Raw genomic sequence first — 23,807 nt, 5'->3', positions numbered from 1 at the left:
TGCTTATTTACTTTCTTTATTTGCCAAAGCTGCACCAACAAATCCTTTGATTAAGCGTTGTGGGCGATTTGGACGAGAAATTAATTCTGGGTGGAATTGACAAGCCACAAAGAATTGTTTTTCAGGAATTTCAACAATCTCAACTAAACGATTATCTGGTGAAACTCCAGAGAAAACTAAGCCATTTTCTTCAAATAATTGACGGTATTTGTTGTTAAATTCATAACGATGACGGTGACGTTCTTGGACAACATCTTCATTTCCGTATGCTGCCGCAGTTTTCGTTCCTTTTTTCAATTTACATGGATATAAACCTAAACGTAGTGTGCCACCTAAATTCTCGATGTTTTCTTGATCTGCCATTAAATCAATAATGTTATTTGTCACGTCAGGATTAGTTTCTGCAGAACCAGCATCTTCTAAGCCCACAACGTTACGACCAAATTCTACACAGGCCATTTGCATACCTAAGCAAATGCCAAGGAATGGTACGTCATTTTCGCGAGCAAAACGAATCGCTTCAATTTTTCCTTCAATTCCACGATCACCAAAACCACCAGGAACCAAAATACCATCTGCTGAACCAATTCTTTCAGCGACATTTTCAGCAGTTAATTCTTGTGAATCAACCCAATCAATTTCGATATCTGAATCAAAATCAAACCCAGCATGTTTTAATGCTTCTACAACAGAAATATAGGCATCTGGTAATTCAACATATTTACCAACCAGCGCAATTTTTGTTTTCTTTTTCAAGTTAAGAACTTTTTCTTCTAATGCACGCCACTCAGTCATGTCTGCAGCCGGTGCATCCAATTTTAAATGATCACAAACAATTTGATCCATGTTTTGTGCTTGAAGTGCTAATGGAATGGAGTATAACGTTTCAACATCACGAGATTCAATTACCGCTTCCGGATTAACATCACAGAATTGTGCTAATTTGTTTTTAGTGTTTTGAGAAACAGGTAATTCCGTACGGACCACTAAAATATTTGGTTGAATCCCTAAACTTCTTAATTCTTTGACACTATGTTGTGTTGGTTTAGTTTTCATTTCGCCAGCCGCTTTTAAGTAAGGAATCAAGGTTGTATGGATGTACATTACATTGTCACTACCCATATCAGCTTTCATTTGACGCAATGCTTCTAGGAAAGGTAATGATTCGATGTCGCCGACAGTACCACCTACTTCTGTGATAATCACATCGGCATCCGTCATTTTCGCTGCACGCATAATTTTTTCTTTGATTTCATTGGTAATGTGTGGAATAACTTGCACTGTTGCACCTAAGTATTCCCCTTTACGTTCTTTACGTAAGACTTCTGAATAAATTTTCCCAGTGGTTACGTTTGAGTATTTATTTAAGTTAATATCAATAAAACGTTCATAGTGACCTAAGTCCAAATCTGTTTCGGCACCATCATCTGTGACAAAAACCTCTCCATGTTGGTAAGGACTCATTGTCCCCGGATCCACATTAATATATGGATCGAATTTTTGAATCGTTACTTTTAATCCACGATTTTTTAATAATCGTCCTAAAGATGCTGCGACAATCCCTTTTCCGATAGAAGAAACCACGCCACCTGTAACAAAGATGTATTTTGTCATAATAGTTAAAAACCCTTTCTTTGATAATATTTTGTAGAGAGAAGTAAAACAACTTTGAGACTCTTACGTTTCTCCAAATAAAAAAGAAACAAAAATAGAAAAGCTCCCTATCCATTACGAATAGGGAGCTTGTAAGTTCGTTCAAACTTCTGACCTTCTTAAAGGTGCCCAAGTAGTATAATACAAGCAAACGGACATCAGGTCAAGTACTTCTATTCAAGAAAATAATTTTTTCTATTTTCTCATTTTTCTCGGGCATTCAACTAAAAAGCTTGACTCCTTCTTAGGAATCAAGCTTTTTGGTTTCTTACTCTTCAGAATATTCGTCATCAAAATCGTCTTCATCTTCAACATCATCGTCATCAATGATTGTTAAATCTTCTTCGATTTGCGGAATGTCTTCTTCATCATCGTCTGAATCTGCACCAATCTCTTGTAAGTCAGAGTTGTATGCTTTGATTTCTTCATCTTCATCTTCTTCATCATCGTACAAGATGTCTTCTTCATCATCATTTGTTAATTCAGCATCTTCTGGATCGTCATCGTTATAGTCAATTACATCTTCATCGTTTGGATTAGTGATGAAGGCATTTACTTTTTTACGTTTTCTACGACGTGGTGCATCTTCTTCGTCTTCTTCCAAGCCATGTGTAACTTCTTCATCGATTGAATCGATTGGATACCATGAACGTAAGCCCCAACGATTGTCTCCCAATGAGATAAAGCTACCGTCGATGTTTAAATCTGTATAAAATTGTGCTAATTGGTCACGAATTTCACTATCAGACTTGCCAAGATAATTTTGGATTTGGTTAACTAAATCAGAAAAATCCATTACATCTGCATGTTGTTCTAAAATAGCGTGTGCTACTTCAATCATGGATAATTCTTTTTTGTTTAACCCTTCAAATACATTAATTTCCAAGAGGTACACGTCCTTTCACAGTCTACTCCTTATCATACAAAAACATTGAAAAAAAATCAATTCTATTCTGCAATATTTATGCAGTAAATTCTAATTCTAAATGATATTCTCCGATTCGCTCTGTTTGAGAGTATAAATCATAATCAACTAAAATCTTACCAGACATTGGTTGATCTTTTAAACTAACACGCAAATTATGTGTAAACGTACTAATCTGTAGCAAGCCATAAGGGGTTCGATAACTTGTATCTAATTTTTCCTGATAGCCAAATCTTAAACGCATCCGTAATTCGCCGGCACGAATCAGCTGAACATGCCCGTCTGGTTCAATTTTAATGGTTACGGGGGTTGGTTCTGTATCCTCTAATAATTCTTCTTTGTAACGAATGTATAATGTATCACCCATTTTTACTAATTGACCTTCTAGGTCAAAGAAAAAATCTTTTTGTTCGTTGCCTTGTTGGACAATCGTTTTTAGTTGAATCGATACAGGAACGCCTGTTGATAAATCCATAATGGTCACTCCTTTTCCAAAATATAACTTTCTTATTGTTGACTTTTTCAATATATTTGTCAACTAAAGTCAATTTTTCCTTGTTTATGTACCTTTTCTTATTGTATAAGCTCTTTTCACGGGTTGCAAGCATTTGTTTCATCTATTTAATAAGAAAACCGTTTACTATTTTAGAGAATTCCTTCAGAATTCGTTTATATAACATGCTTTTTTGCGTTTTTTGTATATAATATAAGAGAGAGTAAGAAAATAAACGTATTAAATGACGTAATTATAAATAGACAGGACGTTTTTTATGAGCACAACTTTTCCCCTTCACACTGAATCATTTATGCTCCTTGATTCAGGTTGTTTAACAAACAGTGACTATTTTTTACCTTTTGCCTTGACCGATGTTTTAACCACTTTTTCAGGAATGCAGCACCAACCAATCATTCATTTCTGGCAATTGGATCAAGCAATGATTCTTGGCATGAAAGATACCCGTGTACCTCATCTAAAAGAAGGCATCACTTCTCTGCAAGAAAACGATTATTCTGTAGTCGTTCGCAATGCCGGCGGTTTAGGGGTGATTGCCGATTCGGGTATTTTAAATGTTTCACTTATTTTACCAAATAATTCTGAACACAAATTAAGTATCGATGCGGCTTATGAATTAATGTGGGCTTGGCTCCGTCAGAGTTTTCCGGAGAAAGAGATTGACGCCTTTGAAATTACTACATCCTATTGTCCCGGTACTTATGATTTAAGTATTGGCGGTCAAAAGTTTGCTGGGATTGCCCAACGACGCGTCAAAGACGGTATTGCTGTCATGATTTACATCAGCGTTAACGGCAATCAACTTGCTCGTGGAGAAGTGGTTCGAGACTTTTACCTTGCTGGCTTACAAGAACAATTTGGTGAAAATGGCTATCCACCCGTTGATCCAGCAGTGATGGCAAATTTAGAAACCCTGATTGAGACTCCATTAACAATAGACGCCGTAAAAACCCGTTTAATCGAAGCATTACCTCAACAATTTGAAAAATCTATTGATCCAAACTTAACCGAACCAATTATAACCTCAGAATGGTTCCAAACAAATTTAACTGTCCAGCTGGAAAAAATGGCGCAACGAAACGCCTTAATTAAAGGAGAGATCGTATGACGATTCCGTATAAAGAGCAACGATTACCAATCGAAAAAGTTTTTCGTGATCCCGTCCATAATTATATTCATGTCCAACATCAAGTGATTTTAGACCTTATTAATTCTGCTGAAGTGCAACGATTACGTCGCATTAAGCAACTAGGTACTTCTTCTTTTACGTTTCACGGTGCCGAACATAGTCGTTTTTCCCATTCTTTGGGTGTTTACGAAATTACACGTCGGATTTGTGAGATTTTCCAACGTAACTACTCTGTGGAACGATTAGGTGAAAACGGCTGGAATGACGACGAGCGCCTGATTACACTTTGCGCAGCTTTATTACATGATGTCGGTCATGGTCCTTATTCACATACATTCGAGCATATTTTTGATACAAACCATGAAGCAATCACGGTCCAAATCATCACCTCACCAGAAACGGAAGTCTATCAAATTTTAAACCGTGTTTCGGCAGATTTTCCTGAAAAAGTCGCCAGCGTTATTACTAAACAATACCCAAATCCTCAAGTGGTGCAAATGATTTCTAGTCAAATTGATGCCGATCGCATGGACTATCTGTTACGTGATGCATACTTTACAGGGACGGAATACGGAACTTTCGATTTAACTAGAATTTTACGTGTGATTCGACCCTACAAAGGAGGCATTGCCTTTGCTATGAATGGGATGCATGCGGTGGAAGACTATATCGTTAGTCGTTACCAAATGTATGTCCAAGTCTATTTCCACCCTGTTTCTCGTGGGATGGAAGTGATTCTTGATCATTTATTGCATCGGGCGAAAGAATTATTTGAAAACCCTGAATTTGACTATGATTTACAAGCCTCTCTGCTTGTACCATTCTTTAAAGGGGACTTCACCTTACAAGAATATTTAAAATTGGATGATGGCGTCCTCTCTACGTACTTTACACAATGGATGGATGTGCCTGATTCAATTCTAGGTGATTTAGCCAAACGTTTCCTTATGCGTAAGCCTCTGAAGTCAGCCACCTTTACGAACGAAAAAGAGAGCGCAGCAACGATTGCTTATTTAAGGGAATTGATTGAAAAAGTTGGTTTCAACCCTAAATATTATACTGCCATTAATTCAAGCTATGATTTACCTTACGATTTTTATCGTCCAAATAAAGACCGTCATCGTACACAAATTGAATTAATGCAAAAAGATGGCTCATTAGTGGAATTGGCAACGGTCAGTCCCCTAGTTGCAGCACTTGCTGGTCAGAGTCAAGGAGATGAACGTTTCTATTTCCCTAAAGAAATGCTTGACCAAGGAAATAAAAAACATTACGATTTATTTGATGAGACGTATCGTGAGTTTTCAAGTTACATTCATAATGGTGCGTTAGTTTTAAAAAAATAGGTTTTCTAGGAGGATTCTATGTCAATTAAGTTAGTTGCTATTGATATCGACGGAACATTGCTAAATTCACAACACAAGATTACCCCACGGGTCAAAGAAGCGCTCCAAAAAGCAAATGAGCAAGGCGTTCGTATTGTTTTATGTACAGGCCGTCCTTTGCCAGGCGTGAAAGAACAATTGGATGAATTAGCCTTATATGGTGAAAATGATTTCGTGATTACCTACAACGGTTCGCTTGTCCAAGCAACCAAAGATAATACGATTATTTCACGCTATACCTTAAGTTATGAGGATTTTTTAGAAATTGAAATGTATTCTCGTAAAGTCGGCGCTCACTTGCATACAATTGATGATTCCGCTATTTACACTGCCAATCGCAATATTGGTAAATATACGATTCACGAAGCATCTTTAGTGAACATGCCTTTGAAATATCGTACGGTGGATGAAATGACACCAGAGATGAACATTATTAAAATGATGATGATTGATGAGCCGGAAGTTTTAGATCCTGCCATTGCAAAATTACCATTACATTTTACCGAAAAATATACGACTGTTAAAAGTACGCCTTTTTACTATGAAATCATGAATAAAAATGCTAGCAAAGGCAATGCTCTAGCAAAATTGGCAGACCATTTAGGCTTAAATAAAGACGAAGTGATGGCCATTGGTGACAATGAAAATGACTTATCTATGATTGATTACGCTGGGATTGGTGTTGCGATGGGCAATGCGACAGAAAATGTTAAAACAATTGCCGATGTGCATACCACTAGTAATGACGAAGATGGTGTCGCTCAAATTATTGAAAAAATGGTTTTAATTTAAACATTCTTTTCAATAACAATAACCCTCAATCTAATCAACATAGATTGAGGGTTATTCGTTATTTTATGATGCTGCCGCTAGCCATTTTTCAACGGCCCAACGGTGGCTTCCTCTTTTTAATAAACGGACTGCTTCTTCTGGTGCAACCCAGTGTAAAGTATTGGTCCTTTCTAAGGGTTCGCTAAGTTGCCGCCAAGTATTCGCTACATAAAAATAGCCAGGATTATAATAGGCAGTTTGGCGATGGTTCGAATAAAAATATTCATCAGCTTCCCCTAAATAACGGCCAATTTCTACACTAATTCCTAATTCTTCTAGCACTTCTCGATGGATTGCTTCTTCTTTCGTTTCGGTGCCTTCAATTTCGCCTCCTGGTAAAAAATAAGCTCCATTTGGCGCTTGTACCAGAACCATTGTGTTATTTTCTGGCTTTGAAACAATAATGTATGCAGCATATCTTGTTTGATAGGTCAATGTCTCTTCTCTTTTTCCAAACGTTGGCGTTTTCATTGGCGCACCTCTTCTCTTTTCATCTATTTTACCTGAGAAATTCCTTTAGAACAAGTCAGAAACCAAGCGTTTTTCTCTACATTTCACGTTTATCTATGCTACTATTAACGTTGGAAATATAATTAAGTTTGAAAGGGAGTTTTTAACTATGAAAATGGCTCATACATGTGTGCGTGTAAAAGATTTAGAGGCATCATTAGATTTCTATCAAAAAGCCTTCAATTTTGAAGAAAGTCGCCGTCGTGATTTTCCAGAAAATAAATTTACTTTGGTTTATTTAACTTTACCAGGAGACGACTACGAACTAGAACTAACTTATAATTATGATCATGAAGCATACGATTTAGGCAACGGTTATGGTCATATCGCCATCAGTACAGATGATTTAGAAGGATTACACGAAAAACATCAAGCAGCTGGCTTAACTGTTACTGACTTAAAAGGCTTACCTGGAACTGCACCATCTTATTACTTTGTTGTCGACCCAGATGGTTATAAAATCGAAGTCATTCGTGAACGTTAAAAAGTTTCACTTGTTCACTTACTGAGTTTTTTGTGTTTGAGAGCTGTCCGAGACAAAACTTGTCTCGACTTCTTCTCAAACACTTTTTTCAAAAAAAGTGCTACAATAGAACGTATGAATTTATTGAGGATGTGATGTTATTATGACAAAAAAAATTATTGGAATCGCTGGCAATCAACTTTTGCAGGCAGCTGAAGTGTTTCACGGTAACCAAGTGACTTACACCCCACAAGGTTTTGTTAGCGCTGTTCAAGCCGCAGGTGGCGTTCCTCTCGTTTTGCCAATTGGCCCCAAAGAATTAGCCGCTACGTATATACAACAAATTGATAAACTACTTTTAGCAGGCGGTCAAGATGTTGCCCCTGAATTTTACGGACAAGAACCCCATATAAAATTAGAAGAAACGAATCGTGATCGTGACGAGTTTGAGTTAGCCCTAATTGAAGAAGCCTTAAAACAAAACAAACCTATTTTTGCGGTTTGTCGTGGAATGCAATTAGTCAATGTTGCTTTAGGTGGCACATTATATCAAGATTTATCGATGTATCCTCAATGGTCAGTTAAGCACGGACAACAACCCACTCAACCAATCTTTGCGACGCATCGTATTGATGTTGAACCAGACAGTCAATTATCAAACATATATGGTACAACTGGTCAAGTCAACTCGTACCATCACCAAGCACTACATACTTTAGGAAAAGATTTACGCGTTACTGCTTGGTCCTCTGATGGCCTTGCAGAAGCAGTGGAATCAACAAATGAACAGCAGCCTTTATTAGCTGTTCAATGGCATCCTGAACTAATGTACGCACGTGATGCCAAATCCCAAGCACTCTTTAACTACTTTGTTCAAAAATTATAGCAAAAACGGAGGGACGTCTTTCGCCCCTCCGTTTTTACTTGCTATCATACTTAAAAATCAAAATTATCTGGATCTGCACCAAAACGATGATCCTTATTTAACTGATTAATTGCGGTTATTTCTTCTGGCGTTAATTCAAAATCAAAGACAGCAAAATTTTCCTGAATTCTTTTTTCGTGAACAGATTTGGGAATCACGATAATATCATTTTGTAAGTGCCAACGAATAATCACTTGGGCCGCTGATTTACCATATTTTTCACCAATTTTCACTAGTACTGGTTCAGATAATAAATTACCTTGTCCTAGAGGAGACCAAGCCTCCACGGCAATCTTATTTTCGGCTAGATATTTTCGTAGCGGTTCTTGTGTTAACGTAGGATGTAATTCAATTTGATCCACCATTGGCACAACATTTGCTTCTGTTAATAAATCTTCCAAATGATGTTGATGAAAATTGGAAACGCCAATTGCTTTGGCACGACCACTTGCGTAAATTTCTTCTAATGCTTTCCATGATTCTTTATATTTACCAGCAACAGGCCAGTGAATTAAATATAAATCAACATAGTCTAACCCTAATTTTTCTAAGCTTTTATCAAATGCTTTAATCGCATTTTCATAGCCTTGATCTTCATTCCATAATTTCGTCGTCACGAAAATTTCTTCGCGGGGAATACCCGATTGACGAATGCCTTCGCCCACCCCTACTTCGTTTTTATAAACGGCTGCCGTATCAATCAAGCGATAACCCGCTTCTAAAGCCCATTTTACTGAATTTGTTGCTTCTGAGCCATCTTCTACACGCCAAACACCTAAACCTAGGCGTGGCATTTCATTGCCATTTGCTAATTTTTTTGTTTTATCCAAAGTCATGTGTTTCTTCAGTCCCTTCATTTTCATTACTTTTAGTATACTACGCATTCTTCTTTCACGAAACAATCACGACTTGTCAGGTCATTTTCTTTATTTTTAATAAATAACGACGCCAATAAGTCAGCACTCCGATTAGTGCCACAACTACAATTGTTCGACCGCTAACGCTTCCAATCCACAGTTTAACTGCAAGTAACCAGATACAAAAGAGATAAACACAGGACCAATTAAAGGAAACTTTCAATGTACATGATTCCGCAACTTCGATTATCTGACTACTAAAAAAACGACTTCCTAATCGTAAAGCGACTGGATTATGGAAGATGAATGTTCGTCGCTTGTCAGCCGTCAAGCGAGTGGCACATCGTTCATCAATAAAAATTGTTACAGGTAATTTAGAAAGTAAATCATTTTTTGCCCATTCAATTGAAACTTTCACGCAGCACTCACAACCTTTAACAAAATTATAAAATATATTATTTATTTACAAAATTATAACATTCCTAAAAAAACATGTTAAGTCTTAAAAAAAACTTTCTATTTTCTTCCCCTTTCGCCGAGAGATTTAGTATACTAAAAGAAGAAATTTTAGAGAAAGTTGGATTTTTATGTTGATACTTGGTTTAGCCAGTACTGAAACAGTCGATTCTTCTGCTCCTGATTTAGCAGAAGCGACCGTAAAAAAAGTGAGCGCGCTACAACGCTTTTGGAACAATATTAATTGGGATGCCATTGTCGCTACCTTAATTGAAAAAAGTTTATCAATTTTATTTTTAATTTTTCTATTTTTTATTATTCAGCGAATCGGGAAATATTTAATTGATCGCACCTATGCAAATTATAGTAAAAAGCAACATTTTAGTGAAAGCCGTTTAAAAACGTTACACACTTTAATTATTAATGCATTTCAATATACGCTGTTCTTTTTCTTCATCTATTCTCTTTTGACCATTGTCGGTGTGCCTGTTGGCTCATTATTAGCCGGAGCGGGAATTGCCGGTGTTGCCATTGGTTTAGGGGCTCAAGGATTCATGAATGACTTAATTACCGGATTTTTCATTATTTTAGAACAACAAATGGATGTAGGCGATTATATTCGCTTATTGGCGTTAAATATTGAAGGAACAGTTACTTCTGTCGGATTACGAACCACTCAAATTAAAGCGGTTGATGGAACTGTTCATTTTATTCCAAACCGAAACATCACCACAATCAGTAACCTGTCTCGTGCCAATATGCAAGTGTTAATTGATGTCCGCATCAATCCTGAAGAAGGTTATGAAAAAATTTGTGAAGTGATTACAGAAGTCAATGAAACGTTAAAAGAAAAGTATATCGAAAGTATTCAAACTGGGCCAGATATTTTTGGTATGGTTGATTTAGGCAATGGCAACTTTGCGGTGCGAACGACCATGTATGTACTAAACGGCAAACAATTTGCGGTCAAAGAAGAATTTCTAGCTCAATATATCAAAGCATTAACAGAGGCCGGTTTTACGATTCCCAATACGCCCATTATTGCAAAATAAAAAACAGCCACCAGATATTTATTAGTTATCTGGTGGCTGTTTTTCTAATTGTCCAATGATTTTAAAAACCCACTAACTGCCTCCACTCCAAACAATAACGCCTCTTCGTTCGGTTCAAACTTGGCAGAATGAAGGCTATAAGGACTTGCCACGCCTAACCAAAACATCGTGCCTGGGACTTTAGACAATAGATAGCCAAAATCTTCACCTGTCATTGCAACCGGTGCTTGTTGAAATTGAACTGTTGCTTGTTTGCTCATGTATTCAATCAAATTCGTGGTACATGCTGGCTCATTCACTACAGGTAAATACCCTTTCTGATCAAGATGAACAGTTACTTCACATTGAAAAGATTGCGCAATACCTTCACTAATTTCGCGAATTCTTCGCTGCGTTTGTTCATTCGTTTCTGCTGTCAATGTGCGAATTGTACCAGATAAAGTTGCTTCTTCGGCAATCACATTGCAGGCAGTCCCTGCATGAAAAGTCCCAAAAGTAACGACTGCCCCAATCACAGGATCAACATTTCGACTAACGATCGTTTGCGCTTGCTGAATTAAATTTGTGGCCGCTAAGACCATATCATTTGCTTGATGCGGAAAAGCCGCATGTCCACCTTTTCCTTTTAAGGTAATGTTCACTTCACAAGTGGCAGCAAACAATGTCCCTACTCTGGTACTAATAGTTCCGACTGGCAAATCAGGATTAACATGAAGCGCATAAAATTCATCAGGTAACCACTCACCAAACGCATGGTCTTCATACATCAACATCCCCCCTGCTTCATTTTCTTCAGCAGGTTGAAATAAAAATAAAAAGTTATTGTCTGGTTGCTGTTGACTTAATTCTTTCAAAACCCCTAAACCAATTGTCATGTGAAAATCGTGCCCACAGGCATGCATAAACCCTGGTCGTTTTGATTGAAAAGCAGAAACCACTTCCTCTTGAATAGGTAAACCATCAATATCAGCACGCCAGCCGATAGTTTTCTGAGGATTTTTGCCTTCTATGAAGACTAAAATCCCCGTTTGCCATGTTCGAACTTGCAGATAAGGTTGCTTCATTTTATCAATTTCATTAAGTAAAAAGGCTTGTGTTTCCTTTTCTTCTAAACCGATTTCAGGTATTTGATGTAGTTGCCGTCTAATCGCAATTAATTCTTCTTGCTCCACAAAAGCCACTCCTTCATTTTTGGGGTAATCGAAAGCCGCCATGAAGAAGTTTCTTCATCGCGACTGACTAATTTATTTTTAGAGTTTACGTAATTCTTCTAAAATCTCTGTTTTACTCTTGGTTTTATCATCAATTTGTTTAATTACTTTTGCTGGCACGCCTGCGACAACGGTATGCGCTGGAACGTCTTCCACAACTACTGCCCCAGCAGCCACAACGGCACCTTCACCAACACGAACCCCTTCTAGTACGACCGCATTCGCTCCAATGACAACCTCGTTTTCAATAACCACAGGTGCGGCACTTGGTGGTTCAATGACACCAGCTAAAACCGTTCCTGCGCCAATATGACAATGCTTCCCTACAGTTGCACGACCGCCTAAAACAGCGCCCATATCAATCATAGTCCCTGCACCAACGACGGCGCCAATATTTAGAATAGCCCCCATCATAATCACCGCTTGATCGCCAATTTCAACTTTTTCGCGAATCAAAGCACCTGGTTCAATCCGAGCATTAATGTCTTTCAGATCAAGAAAAGGAATTGCAGAGTTACGTGCATCGTTTTCTACAACATAATCCTCAATTTTTTCTTTGTTTGCTTCTAAAAAAGGTTTTACGTCAGCCCAATCGCCAAACAGTGTCCCAGTTTTACAATTATTAAAGACCTTAATTGTTTCCGGAAACGTGACTTCTTTTAATTGCCCTTTCAGTGTTACTTTAACAGGCGTTTGCTTTTTGGCATCGCCAATATACTGAATAATCTCATATGCGTCCAATCACAGCACTCCTTTACTTCGTGTTATCATACAGAATAACGCATTTATGAGAAAAAAGTAAAGAGTTTCTTGCGTTTTATTTAAATTACTTTCATTTCTTCTTCTGATTTAGGCAGAACAAGATGATGTTTTTCTAACTCATGCGCCATATGATTGACCGCTTTTAAAATTTCTTTGCGTGTAATGATACCTTTAAAGCGTTGATTATCATCAACCACTGGTAAAAAAGAAGCATCTACTAATAAATGTAACACTTCTTCTAAATCCCACGATTCACCAATTACAGGAACATTGACTTCCATTACATCGGCCACAGTAAATTCATTCAATTTTTCAAAATCCACTGAAGTCAAATCAAACATTTTATCTACAACGTCTGTCAAGCCGATTAAGCCAACAAAGCGATCTCCCTTATCTAACACAGGAATCTTGGAATAGCGAACTTGCGATAAGACTAATGCCGCGTGACTTAAAGGATTTAAACACATTACATTGGCGACATTTTCGGCAGGTACTAAAAACGTTTCTTGTTTTTCTAATAATAATTCTTTTACAGCAGTCCCTATCATGATTGGGTTGCCTCCATTTCTAATTCTTTAACACGTAACTTATTGTACCTAATTCTGCGAAAAAAGTCTTGGAATTCGCAAATTCTTCATAACTTAACAAACGAAAATTAACGTTTTGTTCTATTCTCCCCAAAAAAAGAGAACGCTTTCTTAAAAAATAAAAAATTGATAGTAGAACATTCCCTCGCTGGCTTATGTTCTACTATCAGGTAAAAAATCGACTTTTTTACTTCGTAAACGTTGCCTTTAATCGTTCCAACGGTTGGTGCTCTTTGTTATAGTACTGAACGAGATATTGTTCAGGTGTACTTTCAATTATGGCATATGTTTTCTCTTGAACTGGTCCACGAGGTAAACGAATACTTCCCGGATTAACAAAGAGAATGTTATTGTGTCGCTCTGCGCCGAGTACATGAGTGTGACCAAATAAGGCAATTGTCGCTCCTGCTTCTTCCGCTTGTAAAGCAAGTGTCGTGAGCCCCATTCTAACATTGGCCAAATGACCATGTGTCATATAAATAACTTGATCTCCCACTTTTTTAGTCACAGTTTTGGGAAATTCATCATAAAAATCACAATTTCCTTGGACTACAATTAATTTCTGCCAAAGTTCATCTGTCGGTTCTAATTCAGAATCACCACAGTGAAAGAGTGCATCGACTTGTCCTTCATAATGATTCACTAAGTCAACTAAACAGTCACGGTCGCCATGATTATCGCTTACTACCAAGATTTTCATACGTTTCAACTCCTATTTTTTTAGCCATTCTTCCCATTGTTCTTTTAATTTTGCCACTGCTTGTCCACGATGACTAACTTTATTTTTCTCTTCTCCAGACAATTCAGCTGCCGTTTTACCAAGCTCTGGGACATAGAAAAGTGAATCGTACCCAAAGCCTCCTTCACCACGAGGAATCGTGCCGACTTCTCCGGGCCATTCAGCTTCGACCACCAGACTTTCTTTCTTTGGTTCAGCAAAAACCAATGTACAATGGAAACGCGCTTGTCTTTTTTCTTTTGGCACGCCCGTTAACTCATGCAATAGTTTCGCATTATTTGAAGCATCGTTAGTTGGTTCACCAGCAAAACGAGCAGAATAGATTCCTGGCATTCCCCCTAACGCATCAACAATTAATCCTGAATCATCTGCTAATACTGGTTTCTGTAAAATTTCTGCAATTGTTTCAGCTTTTAGACGAGCATTTTCTTCAAATGTTCGACCAGTTTCTTCTACATCTGGCAAATTCGGATAATCTAATAACGTCTTAACTGTATATCCTTTTTCACCAAAAATTGAACTAAACTCTTTCGCTTTACCAGGATTTCTAGTTGCAATGACAATCACTTTCTCTTCTGAATCTTGCGAAGGGACTTCTTCAGAGGCTAAAGCATAAAGCACTTCTTTCTGATACGCAATTAATTCCTCAATCCCTGTTTTTCCATAAAAGAGCATGGCATTTAACTCATCTCCTGAGAAGGTAGCTTCTTCACCCGTTCCTTGAATTTCCACAAATTCACCAGACTCGGTCATCACGATGTTCATATCCACTGCAGCATTCGAGTCCTCTGCGTAATCTAAGTCCAGCACACAATAACCATCGGGTAAAATACCCACGCTGACAGCAGCTAAATGCTCTTTAATTGGGTCTTCCGCTAGCGCACCAGTCATCAATAAATGATTAACTGCTAAGCGTAGAGCAACAAAAGCGCCTGTAATACTAGCAGTACGGGTTCCACCATCTGCTTGAATCACATCACAATCGACAACAATGCTCCGTTCCCCTAACTTTTCTAAGTCAACAACAGCTCGCAATGACCGCCCAATCAAACGTTGAATTTCCATTGTTCGCCCTGTTAATTTTCCTTTCGCACTTTCCCGAATATTTCTTGTGTTCGTCGCACGAGGGAGCATGCTATATTCAGCTGCTACCCAACCTGTTCCCGCGCCTCGTAAAAATGGGGGAACCTTTTCTTCGACAGTGGCTGAGCAAATTACTTTGGTATCGCCAAACGAAATAACCACCGAACCTTCTGGATGTTTAAAAACATTGGTTTCAATAGTGATCTTTCGCAATTCTTTTGGTGCACGACTATCATGTCTAATCATTTTCGTTTCCTCCTAAGTGAATCTGTTGTGCTTTTAAGTTCTCTATACCAAGCCAACTGCTTGCAATCTCTTCAAACATTTTTGCAGAACCAGTTGTATAAAATTCATGGGGCTGTGTAGTTGCTTCAGGTGTATGTGCAATGTCAAAATAATCGAGAAGCATGCTAACTTCGCCAACTGTTTCGGCTCCTGAGTCAATTAATGTCACATGACTTCCCATCACATTTTGAATCACCGGACGTAACAACGGGTAATGGGTACAACCTAAAATCAACGTATCAAGTCCTTTTAATTGTAATGCTTGAAGTGTTTCTGCCACAATTTTTTTTGCTACGGAAGAACGATATTGATTACTTTCAACAATGGGGACAAATTTAGGGCAAGCTAAACTAGTCACCTCAATTGCTGGTGCCTTACTTTTAATGGCGATTTCATAGGAAGCACTTTTGATTGTCCCTAACGTACCTATGACACCAATTTTGTTATTTTTTGTGACTTTAACGGCTGCTCGTGCGCCAGGTAAAATAACACCGACAACTGGAATTGGCAAGGCAGCTTTAATTTCTTCTAATGCGACAGCCGTCGCGGTATTACATGCGATTACTAGCATTTTTATTCGTTTTTTCAATAAAAAATCGGCCATTTCCCAAGTAAACTGAACGACTTGTTCGGCTGGTCGTGGGCCATATGGGCAACGGGCTGTATCTCCTAAATAAATTAATCGTTCATTTGGTAATTGTTTTAGCGCTTCCTTTAAAACAGTTAATCCACCAACGCCAGAATCAATTAATCCAATGGCTTCTTGATTGCTCATTCTCATCCTACCTTTGCCTTTTATTCACTGCCTTTATTTTCTACTTTTTAAGGACTATTGTCAATTTTTCCTGTTTTGCTCTCATTTATTTCTTTTTTTGAAGGAAATCTTTTTCGATTAAAAAACTAGTAATTCATTTTTTTGTATGTTATAATTCCTAACATTGAGAATACAATTAGAAATACATTTGGTTAATTTAATTTAAATAACACGTTTCTCACCGAATCCTCTGTTATCTTTTCTACCAAATGATTGCAAAGGAGACTGCCTATGATTTCTTTAGAACATGTAAATAAGTATTTTGGGGAGCATCACGTTTTAAAAGATATTACTTTAAATGTAGAACAAGGAGAAAAAATTGTCATTATCGGACCCTCTGGCTCTGGCAAAAGTACATTAATTCGGTGTATGAACCAATTGGAAAAAGTCAATGATGGTTCCGTCGTAATTGATAACATCGACATCACCAAACCGAAGGCACCCATTCAAAAGGTTCGCCAGAAAGTTGCCATGGTCTTTCAAAATTTTAACTTATATGCTCACAAAACGATTATTGATAATTTAACGTTAGCACCGATTAAAGTGATGGGCGTTCCCAAAGAAGAAGCGGTTCGTACTGGCATGGAGTATTTAGAACGGGTCGGCTTAGCTGATAAAGCTTCTGCTTATCCTTCGCAGCTTTCTGGCGGGCAGCAACAACGGGTCGCTATTGCTCGTGCCTTAAATATGCATCCTGAGATTATCCTTTTTGATGAACCGACTTCGGCACTTGATCCAGAAATGATTCAAGAAGTTTTAGATGTAATGGTCGATCTTTCCAAACAAAATATTACCATGGTTTGTGTCACACATGAGATGGGCTTTGCTCGTCAAGTGGCTGACCGTGTAATCTTTATGGACCAAGGAGAGATTATTGAACAAGGAACACCTGAACATTTCTTTACAAGCACTGAAAACCCTCGTGCAAAAGAATTTCTAAGCAAAATTATTCATAACGGGTAATGAATAAAAAAACAAAAAATTGGAGGAATGAACAATGAAAAAACAAAATAAATGGCTAGCTGGACTCTCCTTACTTGTATTAGCAGGCATCATTGTTGGCTGTGGTAGCGGCAACAATGACTCAACTTCCAAAAGTGCTTCATCAAACAAAACGGTCACAGTAGAACAATTAAAAAAAGCGGGGAAAATTAAAGTAGGTGTCAAAGAAGACATTCCTAATTTTGGCTATATGAATCCTGATACAAATAAAAATGAAGGAATGGAACCAGATATTGCACGCTTGATTGCGAAAGAAATTACCGGCAGCGAAGAGAATGTGGAATTTGTGGGCGTGACAGCGAAAACGCGCGGTCCCCTTTTAGACAATGGTGAACTAGATATGGTAATTGCTACATTTACAATTACTGATGAACGTAAAAAGACTTATAATTTTACAACTCCCTATTATACAGATGAGATTGGTTTCCTTGTGCGCAAAGAGGATAACTTCTCCAGTATGAAAGATTTAGACGGAAAAACAATCGGCGTTGCACAATCTGCTACGACAAAAGAAAACTTAGAGAAAAAAGCGCAAGAGGAAGGAATCAAATTTACTTATCAAGAATTAGGTTCTTATCCAGAATTAAAAACAGCGTTAACTTCTAAACGAATTGATGCATTTTCAGTGGATAAATCAATCCTATCTGGCTATGTGGATGGCAAGACAGAAATTTTAAAAGATGGTTTTTCGCCACAAGAATATGGAATTACCACAAAGAAAGCAAATACTGAATTAAATGATTATCTAAATGGTTTAATTGAAAAATGGGAAAAAGACGGCACACTAGAAAAAATTTATCAAGACTGGGGCTTAAAAAATTAATCATTCCTAAGACTTGAAGAATCAAAAATTTTAGGAGGGATTTTTATGTTTTTGTTAGCCAATATTTCCTGGCTTGAAGAAGGGCCATTTGCCTTATATCGTTGGGAGGCTTTATTTCAAGATTGGCGAATTTTTGGTCAGGCTTTTCTCTATACTATTCTGCTTTCTTTAGGAGCGATCTTAGTTGCCTTTGCTTTAGGTATTTTCTTTGGCAGTTTATCAGCGACCAAAAGTAAACTTTTACACGCAATTAGTCGTGTCTATGTAGAATTTTTTCAAAACACACCTTTGTTGATTCAATTTATCGTTGTCTATTATGGCTTTCCTCTGCTAAGCCCGCTGCTTTCATTTTCTATTACTACGATTGCCATTCTGTGTGTAGGCTTCTATCATGGCGCCTACATTTCTGAAGTGGTTCGCTCAGGAATCGGAGCTGTTCCAAGAGGGCAATTTGAAGCGGCTTACTCCCAAGGATTAACGTATGGTCAAACGATGCGGTATGTGATTTTACCACAAGCATGGCGGATTATGTTACCGCCTTTAACCAATCAAGTCGTGAACCTAATTAAAAATACGTCAACAGTTGCCATTATTTCTGGCGCAGACGTAATGTTTGCTGCCAATAGTTGGTCGTCTGTCAACTTGAACTATATTCCCGCCTTTGCGCTTGCTGGTTTCTTATATTTCATTCTTTGCTTCCCATTAGCGAATTTGGCTAGAAAAATGGAAGAAAAAAATAAGAAAGCATATAGTAGATAGGAGGAAAACAGATGCCTTTTTCAGAAGAAATGCGTCAATTACTGACAGCAAATAATTTTCAATTTCTATTTAACGGCTTAAAATTGACGCTCTATATTTCCTTCGTCTCAATTATTTTGAGTACGATTTTTGGCACCATTCTAGCCGTTTTGCGAAATCAAACCCATGGACCACTGAAGTTACTTGCCAGTATTTATGTAGAAGTGGTGCGTAATATTCCAAACTTATTGTGGATTTATGTTATTTTTTTGATTTTCAAAATCAAATCCACACCTGCTGGAATTGTGAGTTTTACTGTGTTTACCACCGCTGCTTTAGCGGAAATTATTCGTGGTGGTTTAAATGGGGTCGATAAAGGCCAAATTGAAGCGGCGCGTTCTCAAGGTTTTTCAAATTGGCAAATTCTTTATCATATTGTTTTGCCTCAAGCAATTCGCAATGTTTTACCAGCGATCGTTTCTCAGTTTGTTACTGTCATCAAGGATACAAGTTTCTTGTATTCCGTAATTGCTTTACAAGAACTCTTTGGCAAATCTTATATCTTAATGGGGCGCTACGCACAAACAGGACAAGTATTCACTATTTACGGAATCGTCGCCCTTATTTATTTCATTATTAACTTTAGTATCTCACAATTTTCACGTTGGCTTTCACGAAATTGGGCGAAAAGTTATTAATGTAGTTAAAAACAGGAGGCTGAGACAAAAGTGTTTAGCTCCAAGAAATAAGAAGGAATTTCCGAAAATTGTTCTTTAATTTTTGGAGAATTTCGGCTTATTTCCGAAGGAGCTGCTTTTGTTCAGCTGATTATCTTAAGATTTAGAAAGTGGGGCATAAGTCATTTCGACTTATGCCCCACTTTCCTGTTTTTATTTTATCTTACTTCTACTTGATGTTTTTCAATTAACGCTTTTTCAACTTTTTCCATTGAACGGTTAATTTCTTCATCCACTAATGTCGCTTCTGCATTAACGAAAGTTAAACTATACGCCATTGATTTTTTGCCAGCGCCTAGTTTTTCACCTTGATATACATCAAATAAATGAATCTCTTTCAAATATTTACCTGCGTTATCTGAAATAGTTTTAACTAGTTCTTGATTAGTAACTGTTTCATCGACTAATAAAGCAATATCTCGAGAAACTGCTGGGAATTTAGAAACTGCTTCATAAGTAACCCCGCCTGCTTCTGTGGCTACTAATTGTTGCAAGTTTAATTCAGCAACATATGTTTCAGGAATATCGTACGCTTTTGCTGTCGTTGGGTGAACTTGTCCGACAAAACCAACCACTTCATCTTCTAAATAAATCCATGCTGTCCGGCCTGGATGCATTTCTGGAATCGCCGTTGTCGCTTGGTAGCTGATTTTTTCTGTTAATCCTAAAACAGCTACAATACTTTCCACTAAGCCTTTTACTGTATAAAAATCAACGGCTGTTGCTTTTGTTTGCCAATCTTTAACCGTTGTATTACCAGTTAAAGCAAGTGCTAAGTGATTTTCTTCTGTAGGTAAATTTTTTGTTGGATCTTCTGTTTGGTAGAAAACGCGTCCTACTTCGTAGAAGGCGATATTATTATTTTTACGCGCCACATTGTATGCGACATCATCTAATAAACCAGAAATTAAGTTCATACGTAACACAGAACGCTCTTCACTCATTGGCCATTGCAAACGTGTTGTTTGACTTTCTTTCATCATAAATTGACGGGATTTTTCTTCTGTTGTCAACGCATAGCTGATGGCTTCACTCGTACCATGACCTTCCAGTAAGCTCTTTAATTGGCGCGTAACATGTTGTGCTTTGGTTAGACTTCCAGCAACTGTTTCTCCACTTGGCAATGTTGAAGGTAAATAATCATATCCATAAATGCGGGCCACTTCTTCAATAATATCTGCTTCAATCGCAATATCCCAACGTCTTGGTGGAATCGTAATTTCATATGCGCCTTGATTTACTTCATAAGCAAAACCGAGTGCTTCAAAAATTTCATTCACCGTTGCTTCATCTAATGAAGTACCTAAATATTGGTTGATTCGTTCTAAAGTCACAGCTACCTGCGCTTCTTTAACGTCCACTTCAGAACCAACTGCAGTGCCTGAGACCACTGTTCCGTTGGCTAACTCTGCAATCATTGCGGCTGCCACATCACAAGCTAGCCCAACTGTCGCTTGGTTGATGCCTTTTTCAAATCTACTTGAAGATTCACTCCGTAAATTGAATTGTTTAGACGTTTTGCGAATAGACAATGGATTGAACAATGCCGCTTCTAAAGCCACAGTTGTTGTTTCTTGACTGATTTCAGAATTAGCCCCACCCATTACACCGGCTAAGCCGACAGGCGTTTTTCCATTCGTAATGACGATATTTTCTTCTGTTAATTGACGTGTTTCACCATCTAATGTAATTAGTTCTTCTGCTGCTGTTGCTCGACGAACCAAGATTTCTTTACTATCTAATTTTTGGTAATCAAATGCATGCAATGGTTGACCAAATAATAATAAAATATAATTTGTCACGTCCACCACATTGTTAATCGGACGGATTCCTTCATTCATCAATCGATTTTGCAACCACTGAGGACTTTCTGCAATCGTCACATCTTTAATAACACGAATTTGATACGCTGGCGCATCTTGTGAATCTTCAACAGTCACTGTTACGTAATTTCCCACGTTATCTGAAGCATCTTCTTTGAGTTCGGGATCATTAAACTGAGGCGTTTGACGATAAATTGCGCCAACTTCATAGGCTACCCCTCTCATACTTAATGCATCTGCACGGTTTGGTGTAATTGATAATTCAATAATCGCATCATCCATGTCTAAATAAGGGAAAACAGGTGTTCCATTCACTGCTTCTTGAGGTAAATAATAAATCCCTTCAGCGTAGGCTTTTGGTACGACATTATCTGAATATCCTAGCTCTTCTAACGAACAAATCATTCCGTTAGAGACTTCGCCACGCATTTTACCTTTTTTAATTTTTTGATTTCCTGCAATTCTTGAACCAGGTAACGCTACGATGACTTTAATTCCTGCTTTTACATTTGGTGCTCCACAAACAATTTGTGACAATTCTTCTTCACCGATGTCTACTTGGCAAATTGATAAGTGGTCAGAGTTTGGGTGAGGAACACATTCTTTTACTTCACCGACAACAATTTTCTTTAATCCTTCTTCAGGTACAGCAACGCCCTCAACTTCGATACCTGTCACAGACATTTTGTCCGCTAATTCTTGCGGAGTAACGTTTGAAAGATTAACATATTCATTTAACCATTTATAAGAAACTAACATTTTTCAACTACTCCTTTACCTTGAATTGATTTAAGAAACGTAAATCATTTTGATAAAAATTACGGATATCATTTACACCATAACGTAACATAGCAACGCGATCTGGTCCTAAGCCAAAGGCAAAGCCTGAGTACTCTGTTGGATCAATCCCTGACATTTGTAACACATCTGGATGAACCATCCCCGCACCTAAAATTTCAATCCAACCTGTATGTTTGCAGACGTTACAACCTGCGCCGCCACATTTAAAACAGCTAACATCTACTTCGACTGAAGGTTCTGTAAAAGGGAAATAGCTAGGACGTAAACGAATTTTACGATCTTCACCAAACATTTTTTTCATCATGACTTCTAACGTCCCTTTTAAATCACCCATTGTGACATTTTTATCGACAACAAGGCCTTCAATCTGATGGAATTGGTGACTATGTGTCGCATCATCTGTATCACGACGGAATACTTTCCCAGGAGAAATCATTCGTAATGCACCTTTTGAAAAATCGTGTTTTTCCATTGTTCGAGCTTGAACTGGTGAAGTATGCGTACGAATTAACATCTCATCTGAAATATAAAACGTATCTTGCATGTCGCGTGCCGGATGATCTTTTGGTAGATTCATGCGTTCGAAATTATAGTGATCCGATTCTACTTCGTATCCTTCCACTACTTGATAACCCATGCCTAAGAAAATATCTTCAATCTCTTCCATAACTTGTGTCAAAATATGACGTGTGCCTTGAGGCATTTGTTTCCCAGGTAAAGTTACATCTAAACTTTCTTCTTTTAGTGCCGCATTTAACGCTTCGTTTTCTAAAACAACTTTGCGCGCTTCAATTGCTTCTGTTAATAAATCACGAATTTCATTTGCAAAGCCCCCCACCACTGGTCGTTCTTCTGGTGAAAGGTTTTTCATGCCTCTTAATACTTCGGTGATTGGCCCTTTTTTTCCTAATGTTTCTACGCGAATTTGGTTTAATTCTTTTAAAGTAGCAACTTGTGCGATTTCTTTGAGCGTATTGTCTCTAAGAGCTTCTAATTGCGCTTGTAATGTCATTATGCGTTCCCCTCTATCTTTTATTTAAACTAAAAAAAACGATAACCCATTCCTTTCAAAGGAACGAGCTATCGTGTTACCATCCTAATTCATAACAAATTGTTGTCATGCACTCATTTCATTTAACGGCAATTACCGGTTTGCTTTCTTCTTGAAAACAAACAAACTCAGGAAGTGAATTTCGCTTGGTGACTGTGTAAATCAGCTTCCAGTCTCTGGCTGACTCTCCCTAAAACACGTCAATTCAAACTACTTGTTTCCATCACTGTTTTTTTAGTTATTTAATTACGTTTAGTTTACAAGAAGTTTTGCTTGCGGTCAACTGCATTCTTCGTCTTTTACCCATTTTTCTGCCCAATGTTGAATTTGTTCCATTGCTAATTGCAAGTCTTCGCCTTTTTCGGTCAGGAAATATTCTAAGCGATTTCCTTCACCGCAACGAACAGCTTTGGTGATAATTCCTTCAGCTTCTAGTTCCTTCAATCGCTCTACTAAGACACGATCACTTAACATTGGAATTTTTTCTTTTAATTCGCCAAAACGTTGAGGACCTCGTTCTAATAAAACATCAATAATTAAACCATTCCATTTTTTACCAAGTATTGAAAATGATTTTTCAAATTTGGGACAAAGTACAAACGATTCTGTTTTTACTTTTTCCATCTTCCTCACCTCTTCAATGAGTATAGC

Annotated in this window: 25 protein-coding genes and 1 other annotated feature; of the genes, 10 read left to right on the top strand and 15 right to left on the bottom strand. The window is 37.7% G+C overall.

The window, feature by feature from the left end; all coding sequences use genetic code 11:
• Positions 1-3 precede the first annotated feature (3 nt).
• The 3 genes from IGM09_RS04650 to IGM09_RS04640 all read right to left on the bottom strand — a co-directional run bounded on the left by IGM09_RS04650 (position 4) and on the right by IGM09_RS04640 (position 3,053).
• Positions 4-1,614, bottom strand: a complete 1,611-nt coding sequence (locus IGM09_RS04650) for a CTP synthase (protein ID WP_002357995.1) — start codon at positions 1,612-1,614, stop codon at positions 4-6.
• Positions 1,615-1,921: 307 nt separating this feature from the next.
• A complete protein-coding gene (gene rpoE / locus IGM09_RS04645) occupies positions 1,922-2,539 on the bottom strand; it encodes a DNA-directed RNA polymerase subunit delta (protein WP_002357996.1) in 618 nt (205 codons plus the stop codon).
• A gap of 76 nt (positions 2,540-2,615) precedes the next feature.
• The gene (locus IGM09_RS04640; protein WP_002382132.1) at positions 2,616-3,053 is read right to left on the bottom strand and encodes a DUF1934 domain-containing protein; all 438 of its coding nucleotides are present in this window, start codon (positions 3,051-3,053) and stop codon (positions 2,616-2,618) included.
• 331 nt (positions 3,054-3,384) lie between these two features.
• Between IGM09_RS04640 and IGM09_RS04635 the strand changes: the two genes are divergently transcribed.
• The 3 genes from IGM09_RS04635 to yidA are packed head-to-tail and all read left to right on the top strand — an operon-like array spanning position 3,385 to position 6,398.
• Positions 3,385-4,200, top strand: coding sequence for a lipoate--protein ligase family protein (locus tag IGM09_RS04635; protein WP_002385999.1), 816 nt, complete (start codon positions 3,385-3,387; stop codon positions 4,198-4,200).
• On the top strand, positions 4,197-5,567 hold the full coding sequence (locus tag IGM09_RS04630; RefSeq protein WP_002357999.1) for a dNTPase: 1,371 nt from the start codon (positions 4,197-4,199) through the stop codon (positions 5,565-5,567). The genes IGM09_RS04635 and IGM09_RS04630 overlap by 4 nt, the downstream gene beginning before the upstream one ends.
• A gap of 18 nt (positions 5,568-5,585) precedes the next feature.
• Complete coding sequence (gene yidA / locus IGM09_RS04625) at positions 5,586-6,398, top strand: sugar-phosphatase (RefSeq protein ID WP_002377829.1); 813 nt, start codon at positions 5,586-5,588, stop codon at positions 6,396-6,398.
• A 63-nt stretch (positions 6,399-6,461) separates the two neighbouring features.
• Here yidA and IGM09_RS04620 read toward each other — a convergent pair whose 3' ends face one another.
• Positions 6,462-6,908 carry an NUDIX hydrolase gene (locus tag IGM09_RS04620; RefSeq protein WP_002363716.1) on the bottom strand — a complete coding sequence of 149 codons (447 nt, stop codon included), beginning with the start codon at positions 6,906-6,908 and terminating at the stop codon, positions 6,462-6,464.
• Between the two features lie 148 nt (positions 6,909-7,056).
• Here IGM09_RS04620 and gloA point away from each other — a divergent pair, with 148 nt between their 5' ends.
• Positions 7,057-7,431 carry a lactoylglutathione lyase gene (gene gloA, locus IGM09_RS04615; RefSeq protein ID WP_002358003.1) on the top strand — a complete coding sequence of 125 codons (375 nt, stop codon included), beginning with the start codon at positions 7,057-7,059 and terminating at the stop codon, positions 7,429-7,431.
• Between the two features lie 142 nt (positions 7,432-7,573).
• The gene (locus tag IGM09_RS04610) at positions 7,574-8,296 is read left to right on the top strand and encodes a gamma-glutamyl-gamma-aminobutyrate hydrolase family protein (protein WP_002358005.1); all 723 of its coding nucleotides are present in this window, start codon (positions 7,574-7,576) and stop codon (positions 8,294-8,296) included.
• Between the two features lie 50 nt (positions 8,297-8,346).
• Here the strand turns inward: IGM09_RS04610 and IGM09_RS04605 are convergent, their stop codons facing one another.
• Positions 8,347-9,219, bottom strand: a complete 873-nt coding sequence (locus IGM09_RS04605; RefSeq protein WP_002393437.1) for an aldo/keto reductase — start codon at positions 9,217-9,219, stop codon at positions 8,347-8,349.
• Positions 9,220-9,247: 28 nt separating this feature from the next.
• The gene (locus tag IGM09_RS04600) at positions 9,248-9,610 is read right to left on the bottom strand and encodes a hypothetical protein (protein WP_033624908.1); all 363 of its coding nucleotides are present in this window, start codon (positions 9,608-9,610) and stop codon (positions 9,248-9,250) included.
• A gap of 169 nt (positions 9,611-9,779) precedes the next feature.
• On the opposite strand from IGM09_RS04600, the gene IGM09_RS04595 reads away from it, so the two are divergent.
• The gene (locus tag IGM09_RS04595; protein ID WP_002382128.1) at positions 9,780-10,700 is read left to right on the top strand and encodes a mechanosensitive ion channel family protein; all 921 of its coding nucleotides are present in this window, start codon (positions 9,780-9,782) and stop codon (positions 10,698-10,700) included.
• Between the two features lie 44 nt (positions 10,701-10,744).
• Here IGM09_RS04595 and IGM09_RS04590 read toward each other — a convergent pair whose 3' ends face one another.
• The 6 genes from IGM09_RS04590 to racE all read right to left on the bottom strand — a co-directional run bounded on the left by IGM09_RS04590 (position 10,745) and on the right by racE (position 16,148).
• Positions 10,745-11,914 (bottom strand): N-acetyldiaminopimelate deacetylase, encoded by a 1,170-nt coding sequence (locus IGM09_RS04590; protein ID WP_016617864.1) that lies wholly within the window; start codon positions 11,912-11,914, stop codon positions 10,745-10,747.
• Positions 11,915-11,950: 36 nt separating this feature from the next.
• On the bottom strand, positions 11,951-12,652 hold the full coding sequence (dapD, locus tag IGM09_RS04585) for a 2,3,4,5-tetrahydropyridine-2,6-dicarboxylate N-acetyltransferase (RefSeq protein WP_002358012.1): 702 nt from the start codon (positions 12,650-12,652) through the stop codon (positions 11,951-11,953).
• Between the two features lie 80 nt (positions 12,653-12,732).
• Complete coding sequence (gene cbpB, locus IGM09_RS04580) at positions 12,733-13,221, bottom strand: cyclic-di-AMP-binding protein CbpB (RefSeq protein ID WP_002358013.1); 489 nt, start codon at positions 13,219-13,221, stop codon at positions 12,733-12,735.
• 226 nt (positions 13,222-13,447) lie between these two features.
• Positions 13,448-13,960, bottom strand: coding sequence for a metallophosphoesterase (locus tag IGM09_RS04575; protein ID WP_002381991.1), 513 nt, complete (start codon positions 13,958-13,960; stop codon positions 13,448-13,450).
• Between the two features lie 12 nt (positions 13,961-13,972).
• Complete coding sequence (rph, locus tag IGM09_RS04570; protein ID WP_033624907.1) at positions 13,973-15,328, bottom strand: ribonuclease PH; 1,356 nt, start codon at positions 15,326-15,328, stop codon at positions 13,973-13,975.
• Positions 15,321-16,148: a glutamate racemase gene (gene racE, locus IGM09_RS04565; RefSeq protein WP_025192670.1), complete on the bottom strand. Its 828-nt coding sequence runs from the start codon at positions 16,146-16,148 to the stop codon at positions 15,321-15,323. Before racE ends, rph begins: the two co-directional genes overlap by 8 nt.
• Before the next feature lie 264 nt (positions 16,149-16,412).
• Between racE and IGM09_RS04560 the strand changes: the two genes are divergently transcribed.
• The 4 genes from IGM09_RS04560 to IGM09_RS04545 are packed head-to-tail and all read left to right on the top strand — an operon-like array spanning position 16,413 to position 19,442.
• The gene (locus tag IGM09_RS04560) at positions 16,413-17,144 is read left to right on the top strand and encodes an amino acid ABC transporter ATP-binding protein (RefSeq protein WP_010715101.1); all 732 of its coding nucleotides are present in this window, start codon (positions 16,413-16,415) and stop codon (positions 17,142-17,144) included.
• A 34-nt stretch (positions 17,145-17,178) separates the two neighbouring features.
• Positions 17,179-18,006 (top strand): transporter substrate-binding domain-containing protein, encoded by an 828-nt coding sequence (locus IGM09_RS04555; protein WP_002360586.1) that lies wholly within the window; start codon positions 17,179-17,181, stop codon positions 18,004-18,006.
• Positions 18,007-18,051: 45 nt separating this feature from the next.
• Positions 18,052-18,765 carry an amino acid ABC transporter permease gene (locus tag IGM09_RS04550; RefSeq protein WP_002366455.1) on the top strand — a complete coding sequence of 238 codons (714 nt, stop codon included), beginning with the start codon at positions 18,052-18,054 and terminating at the stop codon, positions 18,763-18,765.
• An 11-nt stretch (positions 18,766-18,776) separates the two neighbouring features.
• Complete coding sequence (locus tag IGM09_RS04545) at positions 18,777-19,442, top strand: amino acid ABC transporter permease (RefSeq protein WP_002382114.1); 666 nt, start codon at positions 18,777-18,779, stop codon at positions 19,440-19,442.
• 197 nt (positions 19,443-19,639) lie between these two features.
• On the opposite strand, the gene pheT is transcribed toward IGM09_RS04545, so the two are convergent.
• The 3 genes from pheT to IGM09_RS04530 form a co-directional block, all read right to left on the bottom strand.
• Complete coding sequence (pheT, locus tag IGM09_RS04540) at positions 19,640-22,063, bottom strand: phenylalanine--tRNA ligase subunit beta (protein ID WP_033624906.1); 2,424 nt, start codon at positions 22,061-22,063, stop codon at positions 19,640-19,642.
• A 7-nt stretch (positions 22,064-22,070) separates the two neighbouring features.
• Positions 22,071-23,117, bottom strand: coding sequence for a phenylalanine--tRNA ligase subunit alpha (gene pheS / locus IGM09_RS04535; RefSeq protein WP_002358034.1), 1,047 nt, complete (start codon positions 23,115-23,117; stop codon positions 22,071-22,073).
• Between the two features lie 56 nt (positions 23,118-23,173).
• Positions 23,174-23,392, bottom strand: a binding site (T-box leader).
• A 43-nt stretch (positions 23,393-23,435) separates the two neighbouring features.
• The gene (locus IGM09_RS04530; RefSeq protein WP_002358035.1) at positions 23,436-23,780 is read right to left on the bottom strand and encodes a winged helix-turn-helix transcriptional regulator; all 345 of its coding nucleotides are present in this window, start codon (positions 23,778-23,780) and stop codon (positions 23,436-23,438) included.
• Positions 23,781-23,807: the final 27 nt, after the last annotated feature.

It is taken from the genome of Enterococcus sp. DIV0167 (assembly GCF_050541555.1).
In the GTDB taxonomy this organism is placed as follows: domain Bacteria; phylum Bacillota; class Bacilli; order Lactobacillales; family Enterococcaceae; genus Enterococcus; species Enterococcus faecalis.
The sequence above is the reverse complement of the archived record's forward strand: the minus strand, read 5'-3'. Positions and strand labels throughout refer to the sequence as shown.